The sequence below is a fragment of the Polaromonas sp. A23 genome (assembly GCF_002001015.1).
Taxonomy (GTDB): Bacteria; Pseudomonadota; Gammaproteobacteria; order Burkholderiales; family Burkholderiaceae_C; genus Polaromonas.
Genome location: NZ_MUNO01000045.1, coordinates 149,387 through 168,051, shown reverse-complemented (window position 1 = coordinate 168,051; position 18,665 = coordinate 149,387). Strand labels below are relative to the sequence as shown.

Genomic DNA, 18,665 nt, shown 5'->3' with positions numbered 1-18,665 from the left:
GATCGCGTTGGGCGAACCAGAGCCTGTTGACCGGCTTCTTTGTTGAAGGCGATCGAAACCAACTCTGGTTTCGATTCGCGCATGCTCGATGATAGTGTGCGGGACTGCACCTTTTCCTCAAAGTCACTTCACTTTTGTGACGACATAGTCATTGCCGTCCTTGACGAACTCGACCTCGACGGTCTTGCCCTCACTGAGCTTGTCCATCAGCTTTTTCTCCTTGACCTTGAACGCCATGGTCATCGACGGCCAGTTCAGGGTGGCTACAGGCTCATGCGCCAGCGTCGCGGTACCGGCCTTCGCATCGACCTTTTTGACCGTTGCCTTCGTCTGATGAGTGGCACTTGCGCCGGCGGCCGGCCTCTTGGCCATGTCCATCCCCTTCATGTCATCCATTTTTTGCTGCGCCAGGGCACCGCCCGACGCCGCAACCCCCAAAGACATGGCCAAAACAAACGCTGACTTGTTCATGAAATTTTCCTTGTGAACAGGTTAAAGAAAACTGATTTTCCACTCGGCGACTTGGTTCCCGTCGCCGCACCCTCCCGCCGGCGCCGGAGCAACAGGTAGGCCGCGGGGATGACGAACATGGACAGCAGCGGCGCGGTGATCATTCCCCCGACCATCGGGGCGGCGATCCGCTGCATGACCTCCGAGCCGGTTCCCGTTCCCCACATGATCGGGAACAGGCCGGCCAGGATGACCGCGACGGTCATCGCCTTGGGGCGCACGCGCAGGACCGCACCCTCGCGGATGGCGTCCAGCAGATCCTGCTCGCCGGTGGTCTCGCGCTTGAGCCGCGCTTCCCAGGCGTGCTTCAGGTACAGCAGCATGATCACGCCGAACTCCGCCGAGACGCCTGCCAGCGCGATGAAGCCCACGGCGCCGGCTACCGACAGGTTGTAGTCCAGGAGGTAGAGCAGCCAAATGCCACCCACGAGCGCAAACGGCAGCGTCGTCATGATCAGGAACGCCTCCTCGAAGCGTTTGAAGGTCAGGTACAGCAACACGAAGATGATCAGCAGCGTGAACGGCACCACCACCTTCAGCTTGGCCGTCGCGCGCTCCAGGAACTCGAACTGCCCGGACCAGGAGATTGAGTAGCCCGGCGAGAGTTCGACCTTCTCTGCAACCGCCTTTTGCATGTCTTGCACGGCGGAGCGCAGGTCGCGGCCGCGGATATCCACGTAGACCCAGCCGGATAGGCGAGCATTTTCACTTCGGAGCATCGGCGGCCCATCGGTGATGCGCACTTCAGCCACATCGGAGAGCACTAGGCGCGCGCCCTGAGGGCTCACGATCGGCAGGCTGCGCAGCTTTTCCAGCGAGTCCCGGATTTCGCGCGGGTAGCGCACGTTGATCGGGAAGCGCTGCAGGCCCTCGACGGTCTCGCCGATGTTCTCGCCGCCGACGCCCGAGCTGATGATGGACTGGACATCGGCGATGTTCATGCCGAAGCGGGCCGCCGCATCACGGCGGATGTTGACGTCCACATAGCGGCCACCGGTCAGGCGCTCGGCCAGCGCGCTGGTGACGCCGGGAACGTCCTTCAGTACCCGTTCGATCTCGGCGGTGGCCTTGTCTATCTCGATCAGGTCCGTACCCGCCACCTTGACGCCCACCGGGCTCTTGATGCCGGTGGCGAGCATGTCGATGCGGTTGCGAATGGGAGGAACCCAGATATTGGACAGACCTGGAATGCGGACGATCTTGTCCAGTTCCTCGACCAGCTTGTCTTGCGTCATGCCCGGCCGCCACTGGTCCTTCGGCTTGAACTGGATGGTGGTCTCGAACATTTCCATCGGCGCCGGGTCGGTTGCCGTCTCGGCCCGCCCTGCTTTGCCATACACGCTCAGGACTTCCGGCACGGTCTTGATCAGCCTGTCTGTTTGTTGCAGCAGCTCGGCCGCCTTGCCGGACGACAGGCCGGGCAGGGCGGATGGCATGTACAGCAGATCGCCTTCGTCCAGCCGCGGCATGAACTCGCCGCCGATACGCGCCAGCGGCCAGGCAGCAGTGAGCAGGATCGCCACCGCAACGACCAGGGTCAGTTTCGGTGCCCGCAGCACGCCGTTGAGCAAAGGCTGGTACACCGCAATCAGGAAACGATTCAACGGGTTGGACTTCTCTTGGGGGATGCGCCCGCGAATCAGATAGCCCATCAGCACCGGGATCAAGGTCACCGACAGGCCCGCGGCCGCTGCCATTGCATAGGTCTTGGTGAAAGCCAGCGGTGAAAACAGTCTTCCTTCCTGAGCTTCCAGGGTGAATACCGGGATGAAGGACAGCGTGATGATCAGCAACGAGAAGAACAGCGCCGGTCCGACTTCCGCCGCCGCATCACCAATCACCCGCCAGCGTGCCTCGCCCTGCAGCTTGTAGTCCGGGTTTTCATGCGCCCAGTGCTCCAGGTGCTTGTGCGCGTTCTCGATCATCACCACCGCCGCATCCACCATCGCGCCGACGGCAATGGCGATGCCGCCAAGCGACATGATGTTGGCATTCACGCCCTGGTAGTACATGACGATGAAGGCCGCCAGAATGCCCAGCGGCAGCGAGATGATGGCGACCAGGGCCGAACGCAGGTGGAACAAAAAGATGAAGCAGACCACCGCCACCACCAGAAACTCTTCCAGCAGCTTGAAGCTCAGGTTGTCGATCGCGCGCTCGATCAGGCTGGACCTGTCGTACACCGGAACGATCTCCACGCCCTTGGGCAGGCTGGCCTGTAGGGACTTGAGCTTGGCCTTCACCGCCTCGATCGTTTCCAGCGCGTTCTTGCCCGAGCGCATCACGATCACGCCGCCCGTGGCTTCGCCTTCGCCGTCCAGTTCGCCGATCCCGCGCCGCATCTCGGGACCGATCTGGATGCGCGCCACATCGCCAAGGCGCACCGACACACCGGCCGGCGTCGTCATGAGGGGAATCTTGCGGAAGTCTTCGAGCGAGGTGAGGTAGCCCGTGGCACGCACCACGTACTCGGCCTCGCCCAGCTCCAGCACCGAGCCGCCGGTTTCCTGGTTGGCCTTCTGCACGGCTTCGGTCACCCGCGTGTGCGGAATGGCGTAGGCCGCCATCTTGTCCGGGTCCAGCACGATCTGGTACTGCCGCACCATGCCGCCGACGGAAGCTACTTCCGCCACATTCGGCACGGTCTTGAGTTCGTACTTCAGGAACCAGTCCTGCAGCGCGCGCAGCTGGCCTGCGTCCTGCGTGCCGCCGCGGTCCACCAGTGCGTACTGGTAGATCCAGCCGACACCGGTAGCGTCCGGCCCCAGCGATGCCTTGGCCGAGGGCGGCAGGCGTGATTGCACCTGGTTCAGGTACTCGAGCACACGCGAGCGTGCCCAGTACATATCGGTGCCGTCCTCGAACAGCACATACACGAACGAGTCGCCGAAGAACGAATAGCCGCGCACCGTCTTGGCGCCTGGCACCGACAACATGGTGGTGGTGAGCGGGTAGGTGATCTGGTTTTCGACGATGCGCGGCGCCTGGCCCGGATAGGTGGTGCGGATGATGACCTGCACGTCCGACAGATCGGGCAGGGCGTCCAGCGGCGTGCGCAGCAGGGCATAGACGCCCCAGGCGCTCAGGCCCAGCGTCGCCAGCACCACAAGGAAGCGGTTGACGATGGACCAGCGGATCAGGGCGGCGATCATTTGCCGGTGCCCTGGGGTTGTTGCAGGGATGGCGGCAAGCTGGGTGCCGGTGCGACACGGGTCAATTGCGGCCCGTCTGCACCCATGTAGAACTCGAAGCTGACGCGGTCGCCGACTTCCAGGTTGCGCGGCAGCGCGCTGGGCGGCGGCGACTTGAACTCCATCGTCATCGCGCCCATCTTCAGCGACGCGATCGGCCCGTGCGACAAGGTCAGGCTGTCGCGCCCGATGGCCTCGATCTTCGCCTCGCCTTCATGCCGCGCCGCGGTGTTGGCTGCGGTCGGTTTGGGAGCGTCGTTCAGGCGGGCTTCCACGCCTTTCAGGCTGGCTTCGGAGTCGATCAGGAACTGCGACGACACCACGACGCGCTGGCCGGCCTGCAGGCCGCTCTTAATCTCGGTCTGGCCGCCCGACTCGATGCCGGCCTGCACTTCCACCGGCCTGAATTTGCCGTTCTCTTCGGCGATCATCACCACCGCGCGCTTGCCGGTCTGGATCACGGCTTCGGTCGGGATCAGCAGCGCCGTTTCGCCGCGTGTGTCCATGAACTGCATGGACACGAACATGCCGGGCACCAGCCGCGCGCCGGGGTTGGCCAGCTCGAGGCGGGCCTTGAGCGTGCGTGTGGTCGCATTCACGTCCGGCAGGATGGCCTGGACCCGGCCCTGGAAGGCCACGCCGGGCACGGCCGGGCTTTGCGCCTGCACCATGGCGCCCGGCCGCACCAGCGCGGCCTGGCTTTCCGGCACCTCGGCGTTGGCCCAGACTGTGGACATGCCGTTGATACGGAACAGCGGCGCCCCCGCCATCACGGTCATGCCCTCCCGCACCGACAGTTCCACCACCACCCCGCCAATCGGCGCGTGGATCGTGGTGCGGGCCTGGGTTTTCAGTGTCCGCTCCACCAGACGGATTTGTTCCTCGCTCATGCCGGCCTGGCGCATCCGCTGGCGTGCGCCATCGACCAGCCCTTCAAGATTGGTGCCATCCATGCGCTTGAGCGAGAGGAATTCTTCCTGCGCCGCCACCCAGTCGGGCACATACAGCTCGGCGAGCGGCTGGCCCTTGCTCACCCGGTCCAGCGTGGCGCGCACGTGCAGGCGCTCGACAAAGCCGGTGGCGCGGGCCTGCACCATCACCTGGTCGCGCTCGTTGAAAGCGATGCTGCCGACGGCGGCCACCTGCGGCGTCAGCTTGCCCTCGGTGACGACTGCCGTGCGCACACCCAGGTTCTGCTGGGTGCGGGGACTGACGGTGACCTTGCTCTGGTCGCTGTCGCCGTCGGCGTACACGGGCACCAGCATCATGTTCATGAAGGGCGACTTGGCGGGCTTGTCGAACTTGCTGGCCGGAACCATGGGGTCGTGGTAATACAGCACCTTGCGGCCGGTGACAGGGTCCATCTCGCCGGCTTTCAGGCCGGCTGCGATGTGGCGGCGGGTGGCTTCTTCGCCTTCGGCGATGCTTTGCGGCAAAGGGCCGGGCGCAGCGGGTACTGCACCTGCTTCTGCTGGCGCTGCTGCACCCGGTGCGGCTGCTCCGGGCGCAGCGGTCATGCCGCCGCCGCGCCGCATGCCCATCTCGAAAGCCGCGTAGCCGAATGCAGCCAGGGCCACGGCGACAGCCATTGCAATGGCGATGTGTTTCCGGTTCATGGTTTGTCCTTCGCAGCGGTGCTGTGTTCAGGGATCAAAAAGTTGACCTGGGCCCAGGCACGGGCCGTTTCCATCTCAACGGTCAATGCCTGTATCTGGGTCTCCACCTCGTCCCGGCGGGCCGTGAGCGTGCTTGCCAGGTCGCTTTTGCCAGTCCGGTAGCTTGTCAAGGCTGCCTCGGTCCGCTGTTTCGCCAGCGGAATGAGTTCGTCCCGGTAGCGTGCCACCCGCTCCTTGCCATTGCGCCAGTCGTTGAGCAGGCCGCGCACTTCTGCGTCGTGGTTGCGCAGCATCTCTTCGTACTTGGCGCGCGCCTCATCCACCATGGCGAGCCTGGCTGCCAATTCGCGGTCCTGGCGATTGGCGCGGTCCCATTGCAGGGGAATGGAAATACCGAACGAAACCATGTTGGAGTAGGCCGAGCCACGCTGGCTGTAGCTGCCCTCGACACTCCAGTCCGGCTTCCTGTTGGCATCTGCAAGCCGTGCTTCAGTCTGCGCGGTCTCGATTTGAGCCCTGAGCATGACGAGATCGGGGTGGTACTGGAAGTGTTCTTCCAGCCGTCCTTCGTCGAGATGGCTTTGCTGCCAGGAGGGCGCGCCTGCGACGGGGCGCTCGGCGGCCGTGCCGACCCAACGCGCCAGCATCAGCGCGGCATTCTTTTCCTGCCGCACCAGCTGGCTCAAGCGGTCCTGCAGCATCGCCAATGCCGCGCGGGCCGCAAAGACATCTGCCTGGCTGTTGCGGCCGGAGCCAAAGCCCGTCTCGGCCGTCTGTGTCTGCAGCTTTGCCTCTTCAATCTGCTGCAATACCAGCGCCCGCATCTGCTGTGTGTAGTAGTGCTCCAGCCACGCTTTTGCAGTCTCGCGCCGGATGTTGACCAGGTTCAGCTGGCGCTCGGCCTGGGTGCGCGCGGCTTCCCGCTCAAAGCGCTCGGTCCGAAGCTGGCGCTTGTCTGCACGTGGCAATTCCTGCGACAGGCCGATGCGTCGCATGGTCATGAAGTCGCGCGAAAGGCTGAGGCGGTCCGGCCCGTTGATGGGCAGGTTTTCGATGCCGAACTTAAGTACGGGGTCGGGCAGCTGGCCTGCCGCGGTGGCCATCTCGCGCGAGGCCGTTATGGACGCACTGTTGGCCGCCAACAGCTGGGAGCGTGCGACGGCGAGCGCCTGGGCCTCCGGCAACGTCAGGGGCTCGGTCGCCCATGCAGGCAAGGTGAGGAATGCGACCCACACGGCCGCGGCGCGCGAGCGTCTCAATGGGGAATGAAACATGACAACTCCAGACGACGAAGAACAGACTGCCGGCGCGAAGCGCAGGCAGCGTCAGACGGTCTGGGGTGTCAGATTCGGAAGCAGCAGTTGCGAACGGCGATCGGCGGAGCCGTAGTTCGCAACAGCGATGGTGCTTGGGCCGGACGTGCCGGCGGGGAAATTCGAGTGGGTTTGATCGTGTAGGCGGAACCAGTCGCCAAAGCGCCCATCGGAGTGGGCGCCTGAACCTTTTCGACCGTCTGTTGGGCAGGCTGGCAGTGCGCATGGCACAAGCTGGGCTGCTCCGTGTCTTTGACCATTTCACCGGCGCAAGGCATCCCGGCTTCAGCCATAGACACCGTCTCGGCTACGTTGCTCTCGACCGGGCACGCATAGCCGGCCACCGCCAGCTGCATGAACAGCAGGCTGAACAGTGCGAAGATCACTGTGAGCAGGCGATGTCGACGGCGAACGAACATAACGCTATTTTAGGACGTTTGGGAAGATGCCAAAGTTGTGGATGAGCTGCGCACCAGAAAGTTCATCATCGTAGACGAGCTACTCTGACCGCGTCGCGAGCGTCATCGATCAGCCGGCGTAGCTCCGGCGACACTGACATGGGCTTGAATGCACTGACGGTTGCCCTCCCGATATTGCCTAGCGGGAGCCTGCCCGTCCCATTCCCCATGGGTACCAACAGGAGGCGCAGCGCTTGGCCAGCAGCCTCCGGCCAGTCCCGTTCAGCCGCAGCGAAGCGAAGCATCATCAGGTGAATGTGCAGGTGAAGGCCCATGCGTTCCTGTCCGGCAATGTGGGCGGCCGTCAACCATTGCCAGCGCTGTTCTGAGTTCTGGTCTGTGCTACCCCTGAACTGTTGGATCAGGTGCGCGTAAATTTCTCGGTCCTCCTGGAGGATCGGCGATCGACGCATGCTCATTCTCGTGGTGTGAAAGCACTGCATTGGAAACCCTGCAGCGACTTCAATGTCAAGTGCCGCCGCACAGTCGTCAAGGTCTCAGAAATTGTCGCCCGTCATCGGTGGGTAGCAGACACCACGCCATTCCTCGCAGCTTGGTAGGAGGCGATGCAGCCCCGCGCCATACTTCATCAATTTCGCTCAGGAGTGCCCCCATGCAACTCGACCGGATCGCAATTGCACGCGAACTTGGCGTCAGCCCCGCTTTCGACGCCCAAGCTGAAGCCGCGCGCCGCGTGGATTTTCTTTGCACTTACCTCGTCCAATCCAGAATGGATTGTCTCGTCCTCGGCATCAGCGGCGGGGTCGATTCGACCGTGGCGGGTCGTCTGTGCCAACTCGCGGTTTACAAAGCCCGCCCCCAGCGAGCGGGCGCCAAGTTTGTCGCGATGCGCCTTCCCTATGGCTCGCAAGCGGACGAACAGGATGCCCGGCGGGCGCTGGAATTCATTGATCCTGACGAGGTCCTCACCGTGAACATCCAACCGGCATCCGATGCCATGCTGGCAAGCCTGAAGGCGGCGGGGCAAGCGTTCGAGCATGCGTCCCAGGAAGATTTCGTCCTGGGCAACATCAAGGCGCGACAACGCATGATCGCCCAGTACGCGGTCGCCGGTGCGCGGCGTGGCCTCGTCATCGGCACCGACCATGCGGCCGAAGCCCTCATGGGGTTTTTCACCAAGTTCGGGGACGGCGCGTGTGACGTGGCGCCGCTTTCGGGACTGACGAAAGGACGCGTGCGCGAGCTCGCTTCCCACCTTGGCGCACCGGCCGAACTAGTCCGGAAAATTCCAACGGCCGATCTGGAGACGCTGCGCCCTCAGCTTCCGGACGAGTCGGCATTCGGCGTCGGTTATGACGAGATCGACGCATTCCTGGAAGGACGGCCCGTGCCGGAATCCACCTTGGCGATCATCGAACGGTTCTACCTCGCCAGCCGACACAAACGCACCCTTCCTGTCCAGCCCGAGCAAAATTGATGGGTGGCCGCTTGACTCTCTACCGACTTTAGGCTTTCAAATAGGCGCTCACCATTAACAAACTGGATCGACTCGCGGGAACTAAGCTGATCAGCACGACTCGCATGCAAGCGACGTCTCCATAGGTGCTTTCATATTTTCCCTCTACGGCTTGCAATCAAGCCTCTGCAATCGACTCCATGCCAATTGGTCTTTCAAACACCACGCCTCCTCGCGCCAACATTCCATCGCCGCAGTGGTCCCTTTTACTGCTGGCTTTCTTGGTTGCGTTCGTCGCAACCCTGGGCAGCTTGTTCTTCAGCGAGGTCATGAAGCTGGCGCCGTGCGTGCTGTGCTGGTATCAGCGTATCGCAATGTTCCCCCTGGTGCCCATCCTCGCCATTGGGCTCTACACGCAAGATTCGGGAGGTATCAAATACGCCATGCCGCTGGCCGGAGCCGGCTGGCTGGCCGCGTTTTACCACTGGCTGCTTTATTCGGGCTACATCCCAAAGGGCCTGCAGCCATGCGGCACGGGCGTGTCTTGCGCCGAGGTCAGCCTGGAATTGGGGGGCCTGGTCACCATCCCGATGCTCTCGCTGGTTTCATTCACCGTCATCATTGTCTTGTTGCTGTTTGCAACCCGGAAAGTTTTGTCCCGATGAACCGGCAGCGAATCCTTCTGATTTCGGCCATGGCCGTGATCCTGCTGTTCGGCTTGGGCGTCTACCTGTACGACAGGATGGAGGACGAACGCCTTGGCGAACTCGCCCGCCAAAGCGACTCCGTGTTTAATCGCCCGCATTCTCCGACGTATGGCTCTGCGCAGGCCAAGGTCAGGATCGTCGAATTCTTCGATCCGGCCTGCGAGACCTGCAGGGCCTTCTACCCCCTGGTGAAGGACCTTGTGGACAGCCACCCCGGCAAGGTTCAACTGGTCGTGCGGTACACGCCGTTCCATGCCGGCGCCGACACCGCCGTGAAAGTTCTCGAGGCGGCCAGGCTTCAAGGCCTCTTCTGGCCGGTGAACCGCACCTTGCTCAACGCCCAGCGAACCTGGGGAGCTGACCACAATCCCCGGCCCGATTTGATCTGGTCCATCGTGGACGGCACCGGCCTGAACCTCAGGAAAGCCCGCGAGGATGCCAACTCACCTCAGGTCCTGGCCAACATCGAACAAGATATGGCCGATGCCAAGGCCCTGAACGTCACCCGCACGCCGGGATTTTTCGTGAACGGAAAACCGTTGAAGGACTTTGGCGAAGAACAGCTCAAAGCGCTGGTCAGTCGAGAGCTCAAAGCGGCTTACCCGCAGTGAAGTGAGATGAGATGAGAAAGTCAAGTTGGTCGCGGAGCAGGCCGCGTGTCCTTCGCGCGGCAAGTGCGCCCTTGGCGTTCGCGCGCCTCGCGTGTGCCGCCCTGCTGATCGTCGGGAGTGCATTCGCCCTGCCGGTCAAAGCGCAAGTGGTCAAGAGCGTGGTCACGACCGAGCGCGCGCGGGCCGAATTGCTGGCCCATGCGCCAGATGGCGTCGAGCCGGGCAAGGCGTTGTGGGTGGGCCTGCAGCTGGCCCACCAGCCAGAGTGGCACACGTACTGGAAGAACTCCGGAGATTCCGGCCTCCCGACGCAGCTGCAGTGGACGTTGCCGCCGGGCGTGGAGGCCGGTGAAATCGCCTGGCCGATACCGAAGAAGTACCCGATCGGAAATCTGGCCAACTACGGCTACAGCGGCACAGTGCTGTTGCCCGTGCCGCTTACCGTCACGCCTCAGTTCAAGCCTTCGCTCCTGGGCGGTGACTTGGAAATCAAGCTGAAAGCGCAGTGGCTGATATGCCGGCAGGAGTGTGTGCCCGAAGAGGGCGAGTTCGCGCTCAAGATTCCCGCGCGCAGTGCCACAGCCCTTTACGCGGATGTCTTCAATGCCAGCTTCCAGGCACAGCCCCGGCCGCTGGCTGGCGCCGGCACGGTTCGAATCGATGGTGGCATGCTCAGGGTCAGCGTGCCCGGTTTGCCGGCGGAGGCGCACGGCAAGGTGCTGGGGTTCTTCCCGGAGACGAAGGAGGTGATCGAGACCGCGGCGCCGGTCACGCAATCCTGGGACGGCAAGGTTTGGAACGCAGTCGTGCCTCTGTCACTCCAGCGCAGCCAGAGCCCGGCGGTGATGCCTTTGGTGCTGACCCTGGGAGACAAGGGATGGCGCACGGAGGCCCAAGTCGTGGGCCAATGGCCGCAAGTTGTGGCTGCAACCGGCGTGTCCCCCGCGCTGGAAGAAGCGTTGCGCCGCAACAGCCTGAGCCAGCCCGCCCCCGCCGTGTCACTGACCTTGGCGGCAGCGCTGCTGGGCGCACTGCTCGGCGGCCTGATTCTCAATCTGATGCCATGCGTCTTCCCCGTGCTGGCGATCAAGGTGATGGGTTTCGCGCGCCATGCCGACGACAGGCGTGCCCACCGCGTCAGCGGCTTGGCGTTTTCGGCGGGCGTGGTGCTGTCGTTTGTGCTGCTCGGCGCCTTGCTGATCGGTCTGCGCGCGGCGGGCCAGCAGCTTGGTTGGGGCTTTCAGCTGCAGTCCCCGCTGGTGGTCGCGACCCTGGCGGCGCTATTCACCGTGATCGGCCTGAATCTCGCCGGAGTGTTCGAGTTCGGCGCCTTTTTGCCGAGCAAACTGGCTACCCTGGAGAGCAGGCATCCAGTGGCCAATTCGTTCTTGTCCGGAGTGCTGGCCGTGGCGATCGCCTCGCCCTGTACCGCACCATTCATGGGTGCTTCTCTCGGCCTGGCGGTCACGCTGCCGACGCCGCAGGCCTTGCTCGTGTTCGCCGCCCTCGGCTTCGGCATGGCCTTGCCCTACCTCGCCGCAGGCTGGATTCCCGCCGTGGCCAGGTTGCTACCTCGGCCCGGACCCTGGATGGTGACGCTGCGCCAGTTCATGGCCTTCCCGATGTTCGCGACGGTGACCTGGCTGCTGTGGGTACTGGGCCAACAAAGCGGGATTGATGGAGCCGCTTCCCTGTTGGTGCTGCTGGTCGCCATGAGCATGGTGATCTGGTCCCTCACGCTGATTGGACGTTCGCGGGGTATCGTGGGTGGCATTTCTTTGGTGGTGCTCGCGCTGCTGATGTGGCATGCAGGTCAGAACATTACCGCAGTCGATGCGCGGCCGACTACGGCTGCCAGCGACGGTGCGTGGCAACCCTGGGAGCCGGGACGCGTCGAGCAACTCCTGGCAACGGGCCGTCCCGTGTTTGTCGACTTCACGGCGGCCTGGTGCGTGACTTGCCAGTACAACAAGAAAACCACCTTGGCGAACCCGGCGGTGCTGGCTGACCTCTCAGCCAAGAATGTCGCACTGGTGCGGGCCGATTGGACACGGCGCGACCCGGCTGTCACCGAAGCCCTGGGTCAGCTGGGCCGCAACGGGGTGCCCGTCTACGTGCTCTACCAAAGTGGCAGGCAGCCGGTGGTGCTCTCCGAAGTGCTGAGCGTGGATGAGGTGCGTGCAGCCGTCGCATCTCTCTGACCTCGTATTGCTTTCACCGCATAGACTTGCCCGTCGGGGGTTGGCGCAAGTTGTCAGTCCAGTTTCGCTCCAGCAATTCGCGTTTGCCGGCCTTTACCGTTCCAGATGTCGGCTCCGGGCACGAGGGGCGTCACCCGCGCGCGTGAGCGGGTTAGGCGTTCAGCTGCCTAAAGGCGAGCTGGCCCAGCGGCAAATCGTCCTCGCAACGGTTCACTTTTCTTGCGATCCGACAACTATCTTGCCCCGCAACGTCTACTTAGCTAAGTCAACGACCTGCGCGATTACAGTAAAGTCACGCGGAAAAGGCGCGGGGAATCACAACCGAGTGTTGTCAATGTCAGCACGCTGGCCTGCTCATGAATGCAAGTTCCTGAACCTTCGCGTTGACTTCGAAGAAAGTGGGCCATGGACCTCCCGTACAACCTTGCACGTTTCGATCTAGTATCAGTGAAGCTTGCAGTTGCTTGTGCACAGCGAGGCAGCCTTACTCGAGCCGCGCAAGATGCGAATTTGGCTCTGGCTGCAGCCAGTCGTCGAATTCGCGACCTTGAAACCGCTATTGGGGCGCCGCTGTTCGAACGTCATGCCCGCGGGGTCCGTCCTACAGCTGCAGGTCGTGTGTTTGCGAAGCACGGATTGACTCTGCTGCAAACCGTCGAGCGACTCGGCGCGGAACTGACTGACCTACAGCATGGAGTCGTACGGCACATTCGCCTGTGCGCCAGCACGGCGGCTATCAGCCAATTCCTCCCTGCACTGCTTGCGCAATACAGCGAGCGGCAACCGCAGGTACGTGTCGACCTGGAAGAGCAGCTGTCCGAGGCCGCTGCAGCTGCAATGCGAGAGGGCCGCTGCGACTTGGCCATCTTCGTCGAGGGGCCGGATACAGCGAACATTGAGACCCGTCTGTTCCGAGAAGACGAGTTGGTCATCGTTCTACCCAAGGGCCACAGACTCGGAGGCCGTTCGAGACTTCCCTTCGCTCAAGCTCTCGACGAAGACTTCATAAGTCTGCCAGCGGGAGCGGCAATGCTGCAGCAGCAGCAACAAGCTGCGCTGGCGGCCGGCAAGCCCCTGCGCCTGCGAATGCAGGTGCGCAGCTTCGATGCAGTGTGCCACCTGGTCGCCTCCGGCATGGGCCTGGCCGTTCTCCCAAAAGGCGCCGCTTTACCAATGGCTGGAGCGATGGGACTGACCTGGCGCCCGTTGGCAGACCTCTGGGCCCAGAGGCGCCTGCTTATCGGGGCGGCCCGGCAACCGACAGACGACGCCGTAAACCAGCTCATTGACTTCCTGGCGGAGCCTACTCCGATTGCGAAGGCTCCCCGCCGAAAGTAGCAATGGTCCTCAGGCGTGATGGCTGACACATTACGCCGTATGAACAGTGCAGGCGTAGGTGCAGGTCCGTTAACCGGTCTCAAAGTCTTGGAACTTGGGCAGCTTATCGCTGGCCCTTTCGCTGCAAAGACCTTGGCCGATTTTGGTGCGGACGTCGTTAAAGTCGAACAGCCCGGCGCAGGTGACCCGCTGCGTCGCTGGCGCATGTTGAAGGACGGGACATCTGTTTGGTGGCAGGCCCAGTCTCGCAACAAGAAGTCGTTGGCCCTCGACTTGAAGAGGCCCGAGGCGCAGGACATTGTCCGAAAGCTCGCAAGCGAAGCCGACGTCCTCATCGAGAACTTTCGCCCTGGCGTCATGGAGGAATGGGGACTCGGCCCTGACCGCCTCCTAGAGGAAAACCCTCGGCTGGTGATGCTGCGAATCAGCGGCTACGGCCAAACAGGCCCATACCGTGACCGTCCCGGCTTCGGGGTGGTGGGCGAGGCGATGGGTGGCTTGCGCCATCTCACTGCCGAGCCCGGACGTGTGCCTGTGCGTGTGGGTGTCTCCATTGGAGACACGCTGTCCGCCCTGCACGGCGTCATCGGAATCCTCATGGCGTTGCAGGAGCGTCAGCTCTCAGGGTTAGGCCAGGTCATCGACGTGGCTCTGTACGAGTCGGTGTTCAACTGCATGGAGAGTCTGCTGCCGGAATACAGCGCTTTCGGGGCGGTCCGTGAGCCCGCAGGGAGTGCACTCCCGGGAATCGCCCCCAGCAACGCGTACCGTTGCAGTGATGGCGGGTTTGCATTGATTGCCGGCAACGGCGACAGCATCTTCAAGCGCCTGATGGAGGTCATCGGCCGGCAGGACCTTGGCAGCGACCCGCGGTTCGCGGACAACGCAGGGCGCGTGCAGGACGTCGCAGAGCTCGACGCGGCCATCGGTGAGTGGACTGCATTGCGTCCGGTGGACGAAGTGATGCACGCGCTCGAGACGGCCTCGGTGCCGGCAAGCCGGATATACACCGTGGCCGACATCGCCAAGGACCCCCACTACAAGGCCAGGGGCATGCTGCAAGAGGTTGCGCTGAACGATGGCAGCAAACTCATGATTCCAGGCATCGTCCCCAAGCTGTCTCGCACTCCTGGAGCCCATCGACGCAATGCACCATCTGTGGGACAGGATACCCGCGAGGTGCTTACAGGACTCGGCTTTGGTAAGGAGCAGGTCGATAGGCTTAAGGCCGCCGGCGTCATCGCAGGGCAGTCGCTATGAGGCCCCGCATCTACTTTCATGAGGTTGTCACCCGAGACGGCTTCCAGATCGAACCCGAGTTCGTACCCACAGACCAGAAGATTGCACTGGTTAACGCCTTGTCCGAGTGCGGTTTCGCGAAGATTGAAGTCACCTCGTTCACCTCGGCAAGGGCCATTCCTGCTCTGCGTGACGCCGACGAGGTGATGGGCCGCATCGCTCGGGTACGTGGCGTCGAGTACACGGTGCTGGTTCCGAACCTCCGAGGCGCGGAGCGCGCGTTGGAAGCGAGGGCCGACGAGTTAAACATCGTGATGTCCACCTCGGAGACTCACAACCTCGCCAACCTGCGGATGAGCCGGGAACAGAGCTTCGCTGGCCTGAGAGAGGTCATCTGGCTCGCGCAGGGCCACGCTGCCATCAATGTTTCCCTTTCAACTTGCTTCGGCTGTCCCATGGAGGGCACCGTGGCGCAGGAGGAAGTTATCCGCTGGGCCGACCGCTTTGCCGAGCTAGGAGTGCGTGGCCTGACCATCTGCGACACCACAGGAATGGCCCATCCCGGGCAAGTTGCACGAATGTCGCAAGTGCTGCTGTCTCGGTATTCACAGCTGCAGCTGACCCTTCACTTTCATAACACTCGGGGTATGGGACTGGCCAACGTGTTGGCGGCCGTTCAGGAGGGAGTGGTCTGCTTCGATGCTTCGCTAGGTGGCCTGGGTGGCTGTCCGTATGCACCAGGAGCGAGCGGGAACATCTGTTCCGAGGACGCCATCCACATGTTGGACGCCATGGGCTACGACACCGGCATAGACCTGCCGCGGCTGTTTGCGCTCGCGCGTGCGCTTCCCGAACTCGTTGGACACCAGGTCCCCGGACAAGTGGCCAAAGCCGGGCGGATCCAAGACCTACATCCCCCGCCCAGCGCCCTCGTCGCGCAGGTAGCCGCCTGAACCCACAATCAAATGGAGACACTTATGAACCGTAGAAATCTCGTCGCAGCTGTTGCGGCAGCAGCCGCGCTCGCATCTTCCCCGCTACTCGCGCAGGACCTGAAGCGGCCAATCACCCTGGTGGTCCCGACTGCGGCCGGCGGAACGACCGACATTTCGGCGCGGATGCTGGCCGAACCGCTGGGCCGCATACTTGGTACGTCTGTGGTGGTGGACAACCGAGGGGGCGGGAACGGCAACATCGCTGGCCAGTTCGTTGCCCGAGCGGCTCCAGATGGGAACACGCTGCTCGTACAGTATTCTGGGTTTCACAGCATCACCCCCCAGATTCAGCCGGTTCAGGGCTTTGACCCCGGGAGAGACCTCAAGCCGCTGGGTCACCTCATCGACGCACCGCAATTGCTCGTCGTGCGAGCAGACTTCCCAGCCAACACGGCTGGCGAGTTCATCAACTACGTGAAGGCCAACCCTGGCAAGGTGAACTACGCATCCAGCGGCAACGGCTCGTTGCAGCACGTGACCACTGAATTGCTCAAAGACCTCACCAAAACTTTCATCACGCACATCCCATACCGCGGAACTGGCCCGACGGTGACGGACATCTTGGCTGGTACCGTGGACCTGACCATTACGACCCCGCCGCCGCTGTTGGCTCACGTGCGAGCCGGCAAGATGAAGCCTCTGATGGTCACTGGCAAGACCCGGCTTGCCGTGCTGCCGCAGGTGCCCACGGCCATGGAGCTGGGCATCCCGTTAGTGGCTTCTTCTTGGTTTGCCGTCTACGGGCCCGCTGGCTTGTCGGCCGATGTGTCGACGAAGCTAACGGCCGCCATCCGCCAAGTTGTGGAGTCTGAAGCCTTTCGCAAGCGCGCCGAAGACCAGGGGGCCAAGGCAGTGTTTCTGGACGGCTCCGCGCTGGCCAAGCTTGCTGATGACGAGCGAAAGATGTGGGGACGCATCGTGAAGGTCGCGAACATCAAGGCTGACTGAATGCGGGGCGCCTGACGGGCGCCTCGTTGCTTTTCCCGATAACAACGAAGGAGACAAGACATGCCTGGTATTTCACGCCGCTCACTCGTGGTGGGCACTGCTGCAGTAGTCGCAGCGCCAGCGTTCGCTCAGGAACTGCTGGAACGACCACTAACCATCATCGTGCCTGCGCCGGCCGGTGGTACCGCTGACATCGCAGCGAGGGCACTGCAGGAGCCTCTGAGCAAGGCTCTGGGCCAAACAGTGGTCGTCGAGAACAAAGGTGGTGCGAACGGCGTTGTGGGCAGCCAGGCAGTCATGGCCGCCCGGCCGGACGGTCACACGATGCTGATGGCGTTCTCCGGATTCCACGTCATGACGCCCCATCTGGTGAAGTTGCCGTACGACCCTATGCGCGACCTGCAGCCGGTGTGCAACGTCTACTCCGCGCCCCAGGTGTTGATCGTGCGCTCCACGTTGGACGAAATCAAAACCGCCCAGGATCTGGTCCGCTACGCCAAAGCGCGCCCAGGCAGGCTCAACTACGCGTCTGGCGGCAACGGGTCTGTCCAGCACGTCGCAGCGGAGCTATTCAAGAGCAATGCCGGTGTCTTCATGACGCACATCCCATATCGAGGCACCGGCCCAATCGTGGCGGACCTGCTCGCGAGTCAGGTGGATCTGACATTGACAACGGCTCCTCCCCTTATTCCCCACATTCAGAGCGGCAAAATGCGCCCGCTTTTGGTCGCCTCGCGCAAGCGGCTCACGACGCTACCGAACGTCCCGACTGCCGAGGAAGTGGGCATCAAGGACTTTGACGTGGCGAGCTGGTTCGCCCTGTACACGCACGCGGGTGCTCCACAAAAAATCGTGGACTACGTCGCGGCAGAGGTCCAAAAAATTATGCGCACGCGAGCGTTCAGCGAGCGGGCCGCCGGTCAGGGAGCAGAAGCAGCGTTCCTCGACCCAATGCAGATGCGAGCATTCGCCGCAGTCGAGTATTCGCGTTGGGGCAAGGTCATCAAAACAGCAGGAATAAAGGCAGACTAATCATGAATACAACCACTCAGAGTCTTCTGAAAATCGTCGGGGCGCTGGGCTTAGCCGTGGCCGCAACGGGCTGCGCGAGCACGGGCGGCTTCCAAGTCAAGGAGGTCGGCAGCTATCACGTTGGAGGACGTAGTGTCACTTTGGCCGGACTGCCGACGAAGGAGATTACGTTCACGCCCGGCGCACCGCCCCTCAAGGTTGACCCCAACGGTGATTTCGAGGTCGAGTCGCTATATGCGCGCTACACGCGTCTCGCTAGTCCCAAGGCGAAGTACCCACTCATGCTTTGGCACGGGGGCGGACTCGCTGGTGTGACCTTCGAGACCAAACCCGACGGCGGCGCCGGGTGGGAAAGCTACTTCCTCAATGCCGGGCACGACGTCTACGTTAGCGACGCCGTGGAGCGGGGGCGGGCGTCATGGGCGCGCTACCCTGAAATCTTCAAAAGCGAACCGTTCTTCCGTCCGAAGAGGGAGGCGTGGGAGCTGTTCCGTATCGGAGAGAACGGCTCGTATGACACTACCGCTGCGAAGCGGCGCGCTCTTCCAGGCACGCAGTTCCCGGTCGACTTCTTTGACCAATTCGCCAAACAAGGCATTCCGCGGTGGTCCACGAACGACGCTGCAACGCAGGCTGCGTACAACGCGTACGTGGATAAGCAATGCCCCTGCGTCATTGTGGTGCACAGCCAAGGTGCGAACTTTGCCTTCCAGGCTGCCCTCGCGAAGCCGGAAAAGGTCAAGGCTCTGGTGGTTGTGGAGCCGTCTGGCTCGCCTGACCCGGACACGACGGACTACACGCGCCTGCGCAACGTCCCGGTTCTTTGGGTGTGGGGAGACAACCTTCAGCGCTACCCGTTCTGGCAAGGTATCACTGCCCGTCAGGAGCGGTTCCGCACTGGCTTGGCGAAGACTGGCGCCGTGGCCGATAGGCTCGCATTGCCAGAGGTGGGCATCGCCGGCAATACTCACATGGTGATGATGGATCGCAATTCAGACGAAGTGGCAGCACGAATCCAGGAGTGGCTGAGCAAGCAAGGGCTCATGCGTTAAGCGCAAGTTGGTACGAGCCAGTCGGATTTAAAATTGC

General features: G+C 62.7%; 16 protein-coding genes. 10 read left to right on the top strand and 6 right to left on the bottom strand.

The window, feature by feature from the left end:
- Window positions 1-123 precede the first annotated feature (123 nt).
- The 6 genes from B0B52_RS20015 to B0B52_RS19990 form a co-directional block, all read right to left on the bottom strand.
- Window positions 124-471 (bottom strand): copper-binding protein, encoded by a 348-nt coding sequence (locus B0B52_RS20015; RefSeq protein WP_077595431.1) that lies wholly within the window; start codon window positions 469-471, stop codon window positions 124-126.
- Window positions 468-3,662, bottom strand: coding sequence for an efflux RND transporter permease subunit (locus B0B52_RS20010; RefSeq protein WP_077595430.1), 3,195 nt, complete (start codon window positions 3,660-3,662; stop codon window positions 468-470). Before B0B52_RS20010 ends, B0B52_RS20015 begins: the two co-directional genes overlap by 4 nt.
- Complete coding sequence (locus tag B0B52_RS20005; protein WP_077595429.1) at window positions 3,659-5,317, bottom strand: efflux RND transporter periplasmic adaptor subunit; 1,659 nt, start codon at window positions 5,315-5,317, stop codon at window positions 3,659-3,661. Before B0B52_RS20005 ends, B0B52_RS20010 begins: the two co-directional genes overlap by 4 nt.
- The gene (locus tag B0B52_RS20000; RefSeq protein WP_077595428.1) at window positions 5,314-6,591 is read right to left on the bottom strand and encodes a TolC family protein; all 1,278 of its coding nucleotides are present in this window, start codon (window positions 6,589-6,591) and stop codon (window positions 5,314-5,316) included. Before B0B52_RS20000 ends, B0B52_RS20005 begins: the two co-directional genes overlap by 4 nt.
- 68 nt (window positions 6,592-6,659) lie before the next feature.
- On the bottom strand, window positions 6,660-7,049 hold the full coding sequence (locus tag B0B52_RS19995) for a hypothetical protein (RefSeq protein WP_077595427.1): 390 nt from the start codon (window positions 7,047-7,049) through the stop codon (window positions 6,660-6,662).
- Between the two features lie 65 nt (window positions 7,050-7,114).
- Window positions 7,115-7,501, bottom strand: coding sequence for a DUF3703 domain-containing protein (locus B0B52_RS19990; protein ID WP_139352037.1), 387 nt, complete (start codon window positions 7,499-7,501; stop codon window positions 7,115-7,117).
- A gap of 200 nt (window positions 7,502-7,701) precedes the next feature.
- On the opposite strand from B0B52_RS19990, the gene nadE reads away from it, so the two are divergent.
- From nadE to B0B52_RS19940, 10 genes are all read left to right on the top strand, one after another.
- Window positions 7,702-8,526, top strand: a complete 825-nt coding sequence (gene nadE / locus B0B52_RS19985) for an ammonia-dependent NAD(+) synthetase (protein ID WP_077595426.1) — start codon at window positions 7,702-7,704, stop codon at window positions 8,524-8,526.
- Between the two features lie 179 nt (window positions 8,527-8,705).
- Complete coding sequence (locus B0B52_RS19980; RefSeq protein ID WP_077595425.1) at window positions 8,706-9,170, top strand: disulfide bond formation protein B; 465 nt, start codon at window positions 8,706-8,708, stop codon at window positions 9,168-9,170.
- A 29-nt stretch (window positions 9,171-9,199) separates the two neighbouring features.
- Entirely contained in the window at window positions 9,200-9,823 is a 624-nt protein-coding gene (locus B0B52_RS19975; protein ID WP_168173602.1) for a thioredoxin domain-containing protein, read from the top strand.
- A gap of 11 nt (window positions 9,824-9,834) precedes the next feature.
- Window positions 9,835-12,024, top strand: coding sequence for a protein-disulfide reductase DsbD (locus B0B52_RS19970; protein WP_077595423.1), 2,190 nt, complete (start codon window positions 9,835-9,837; stop codon window positions 12,022-12,024).
- Window positions 12,025-12,429: 405 nt separating this feature from the next.
- Entirely contained in the window at window positions 12,430-13,362 is a 933-nt protein-coding gene (locus B0B52_RS19965; RefSeq protein WP_077595422.1) for a LysR family transcriptional regulator, read from the top strand.
- Between the two features lie 39 nt (window positions 13,363-13,401).
- Window positions 13,402-14,622, top strand: a complete 1,221-nt coding sequence (locus B0B52_RS19960; RefSeq protein ID WP_139352035.1) for a CaiB/BaiF CoA-transferase family protein — start codon at window positions 13,402-13,404, stop codon at window positions 14,620-14,622.
- Window positions 14,619-15,554: a hydroxymethylglutaryl-CoA lyase gene (locus B0B52_RS19955; RefSeq protein ID WP_077595420.1), complete on the top strand. Its 936-nt coding sequence runs from the start codon at window positions 14,619-14,621 to the stop codon at window positions 15,552-15,554. Before B0B52_RS19960 ends, B0B52_RS19955 begins: the two co-directional genes overlap by 4 nt.
- Before the next feature lie 24 nt (window positions 15,555-15,578).
- Entirely contained in the window at window positions 15,579-16,544 is a 966-nt protein-coding gene (locus B0B52_RS19950) for a tripartite tricarboxylate transporter substrate binding protein (RefSeq protein WP_139352034.1), read from the top strand.
- 60 nt (window positions 16,545-16,604) lie between these two features.
- Window positions 16,605-17,576, top strand: coding sequence for a tripartite tricarboxylate transporter substrate binding protein (locus B0B52_RS19945; RefSeq protein ID WP_077595418.1), 972 nt, complete (start codon window positions 16,605-16,607; stop codon window positions 17,574-17,576).
- Window positions 17,577-17,578: 2 nt separating this feature from the next.
- On the top strand, window positions 17,579-18,628 hold the full coding sequence (locus B0B52_RS19940; protein WP_077595417.1) for an esterase: 1,050 nt from the start codon (window positions 17,579-17,581) through the stop codon (window positions 18,626-18,628).
- The last annotated feature ends 37 nt before the right edge of the window (window positions 18,629-18,665 follow it).

Coding starts and splice junctions, on each gene's coding strand:
- B0B52_RS20015 (WP_077595431.1), bottom strand. CDS start 471: ATGAACAAGTCAGCGTTTGTTTTGGCCATGTCTTTGGGGGTTGCGGCG.
- B0B52_RS20010 (WP_077595430.1), bottom strand. CDS start 3,662: ATGATCGCCGCCCTGATCCGCTGGTCCATCGTCAACCGCTTCCTTGTG.
- B0B52_RS20005 (WP_077595429.1), bottom strand. CDS start 5,317: ATGAACCGGAAACACATCGCCATTGCAATGGCTGTCGCCGTGGCCCTG.
- B0B52_RS20000 (WP_077595428.1), bottom strand. CDS start 6,591: ATGTTTCATTCCCCATTGAGACGCTCGCGCGCCGCGGCCGTGTGGGTC.
- B0B52_RS19995 (WP_077595427.1), bottom strand. CDS start 7,049: ATGTTCGTTCGCCGTCGACATCGCCTGCTCACAGTGATCTTCGCACTG.
- B0B52_RS19990 (WP_139352037.1), bottom strand. CDS start 7,501: ATGCGTCGATCGCCGATCCTCCAGGAGGACCGAGAAATTTACGCGCAC.
- nadE (WP_077595426.1), top strand. CDS start 7,702: ATGCAACTCGACCGGATCGCAATTGCACGCGAACTTGGCGTCAGCCCC.
- B0B52_RS19980 (WP_077595425.1), top strand. CDS start 8,706: ATGCCAATTGGTCTTTCAAACACCACGCCTCCTCGCGCCAACATTCCA.
- B0B52_RS19975 (WP_168173602.1), top strand. CDS start 9,200: ATGGCCGTGATCCTGCTGTTCGGCTTGGGCGTCTACCTGTACGACAGG.
- B0B52_RS19970 (WP_077595423.1), top strand. CDS start 9,835: ATGAGAAAGTCAAGTTGGTCGCGGAGCAGGCCGCGTGTCCTTCGCGCG.
- B0B52_RS19965 (WP_077595422.1), top strand. CDS start 12,430: ATGGACCTCCCGTACAACCTTGCACGTTTCGATCTAGTATCAGTGAAG.
- B0B52_RS19960 (WP_139352035.1), top strand. CDS start 13,402: ATGAACAGTGCAGGCGTAGGTGCAGGTCCGTTAACCGGTCTCAAAGTC.
- B0B52_RS19955 (WP_077595420.1), top strand. CDS start 14,619: ATGAGGCCCCGCATCTACTTTCATGAGGTTGTCACCCGAGACGGCTTC.
- B0B52_RS19950 (WP_139352034.1), top strand. CDS start 15,579: ATGAACCGTAGAAATCTCGTCGCAGCTGTTGCGGCAGCAGCCGCGCTC.
- B0B52_RS19945 (WP_077595418.1), top strand. CDS start 16,605: ATGCCTGGTATTTCACGCCGCTCACTCGTGGTGGGCACTGCTGCAGTA.
- B0B52_RS19940 (WP_077595417.1), top strand. CDS start 17,579: ATGAATACAACCACTCAGAGTCTTCTGAAAATCGTCGGGGCGCTGGGC.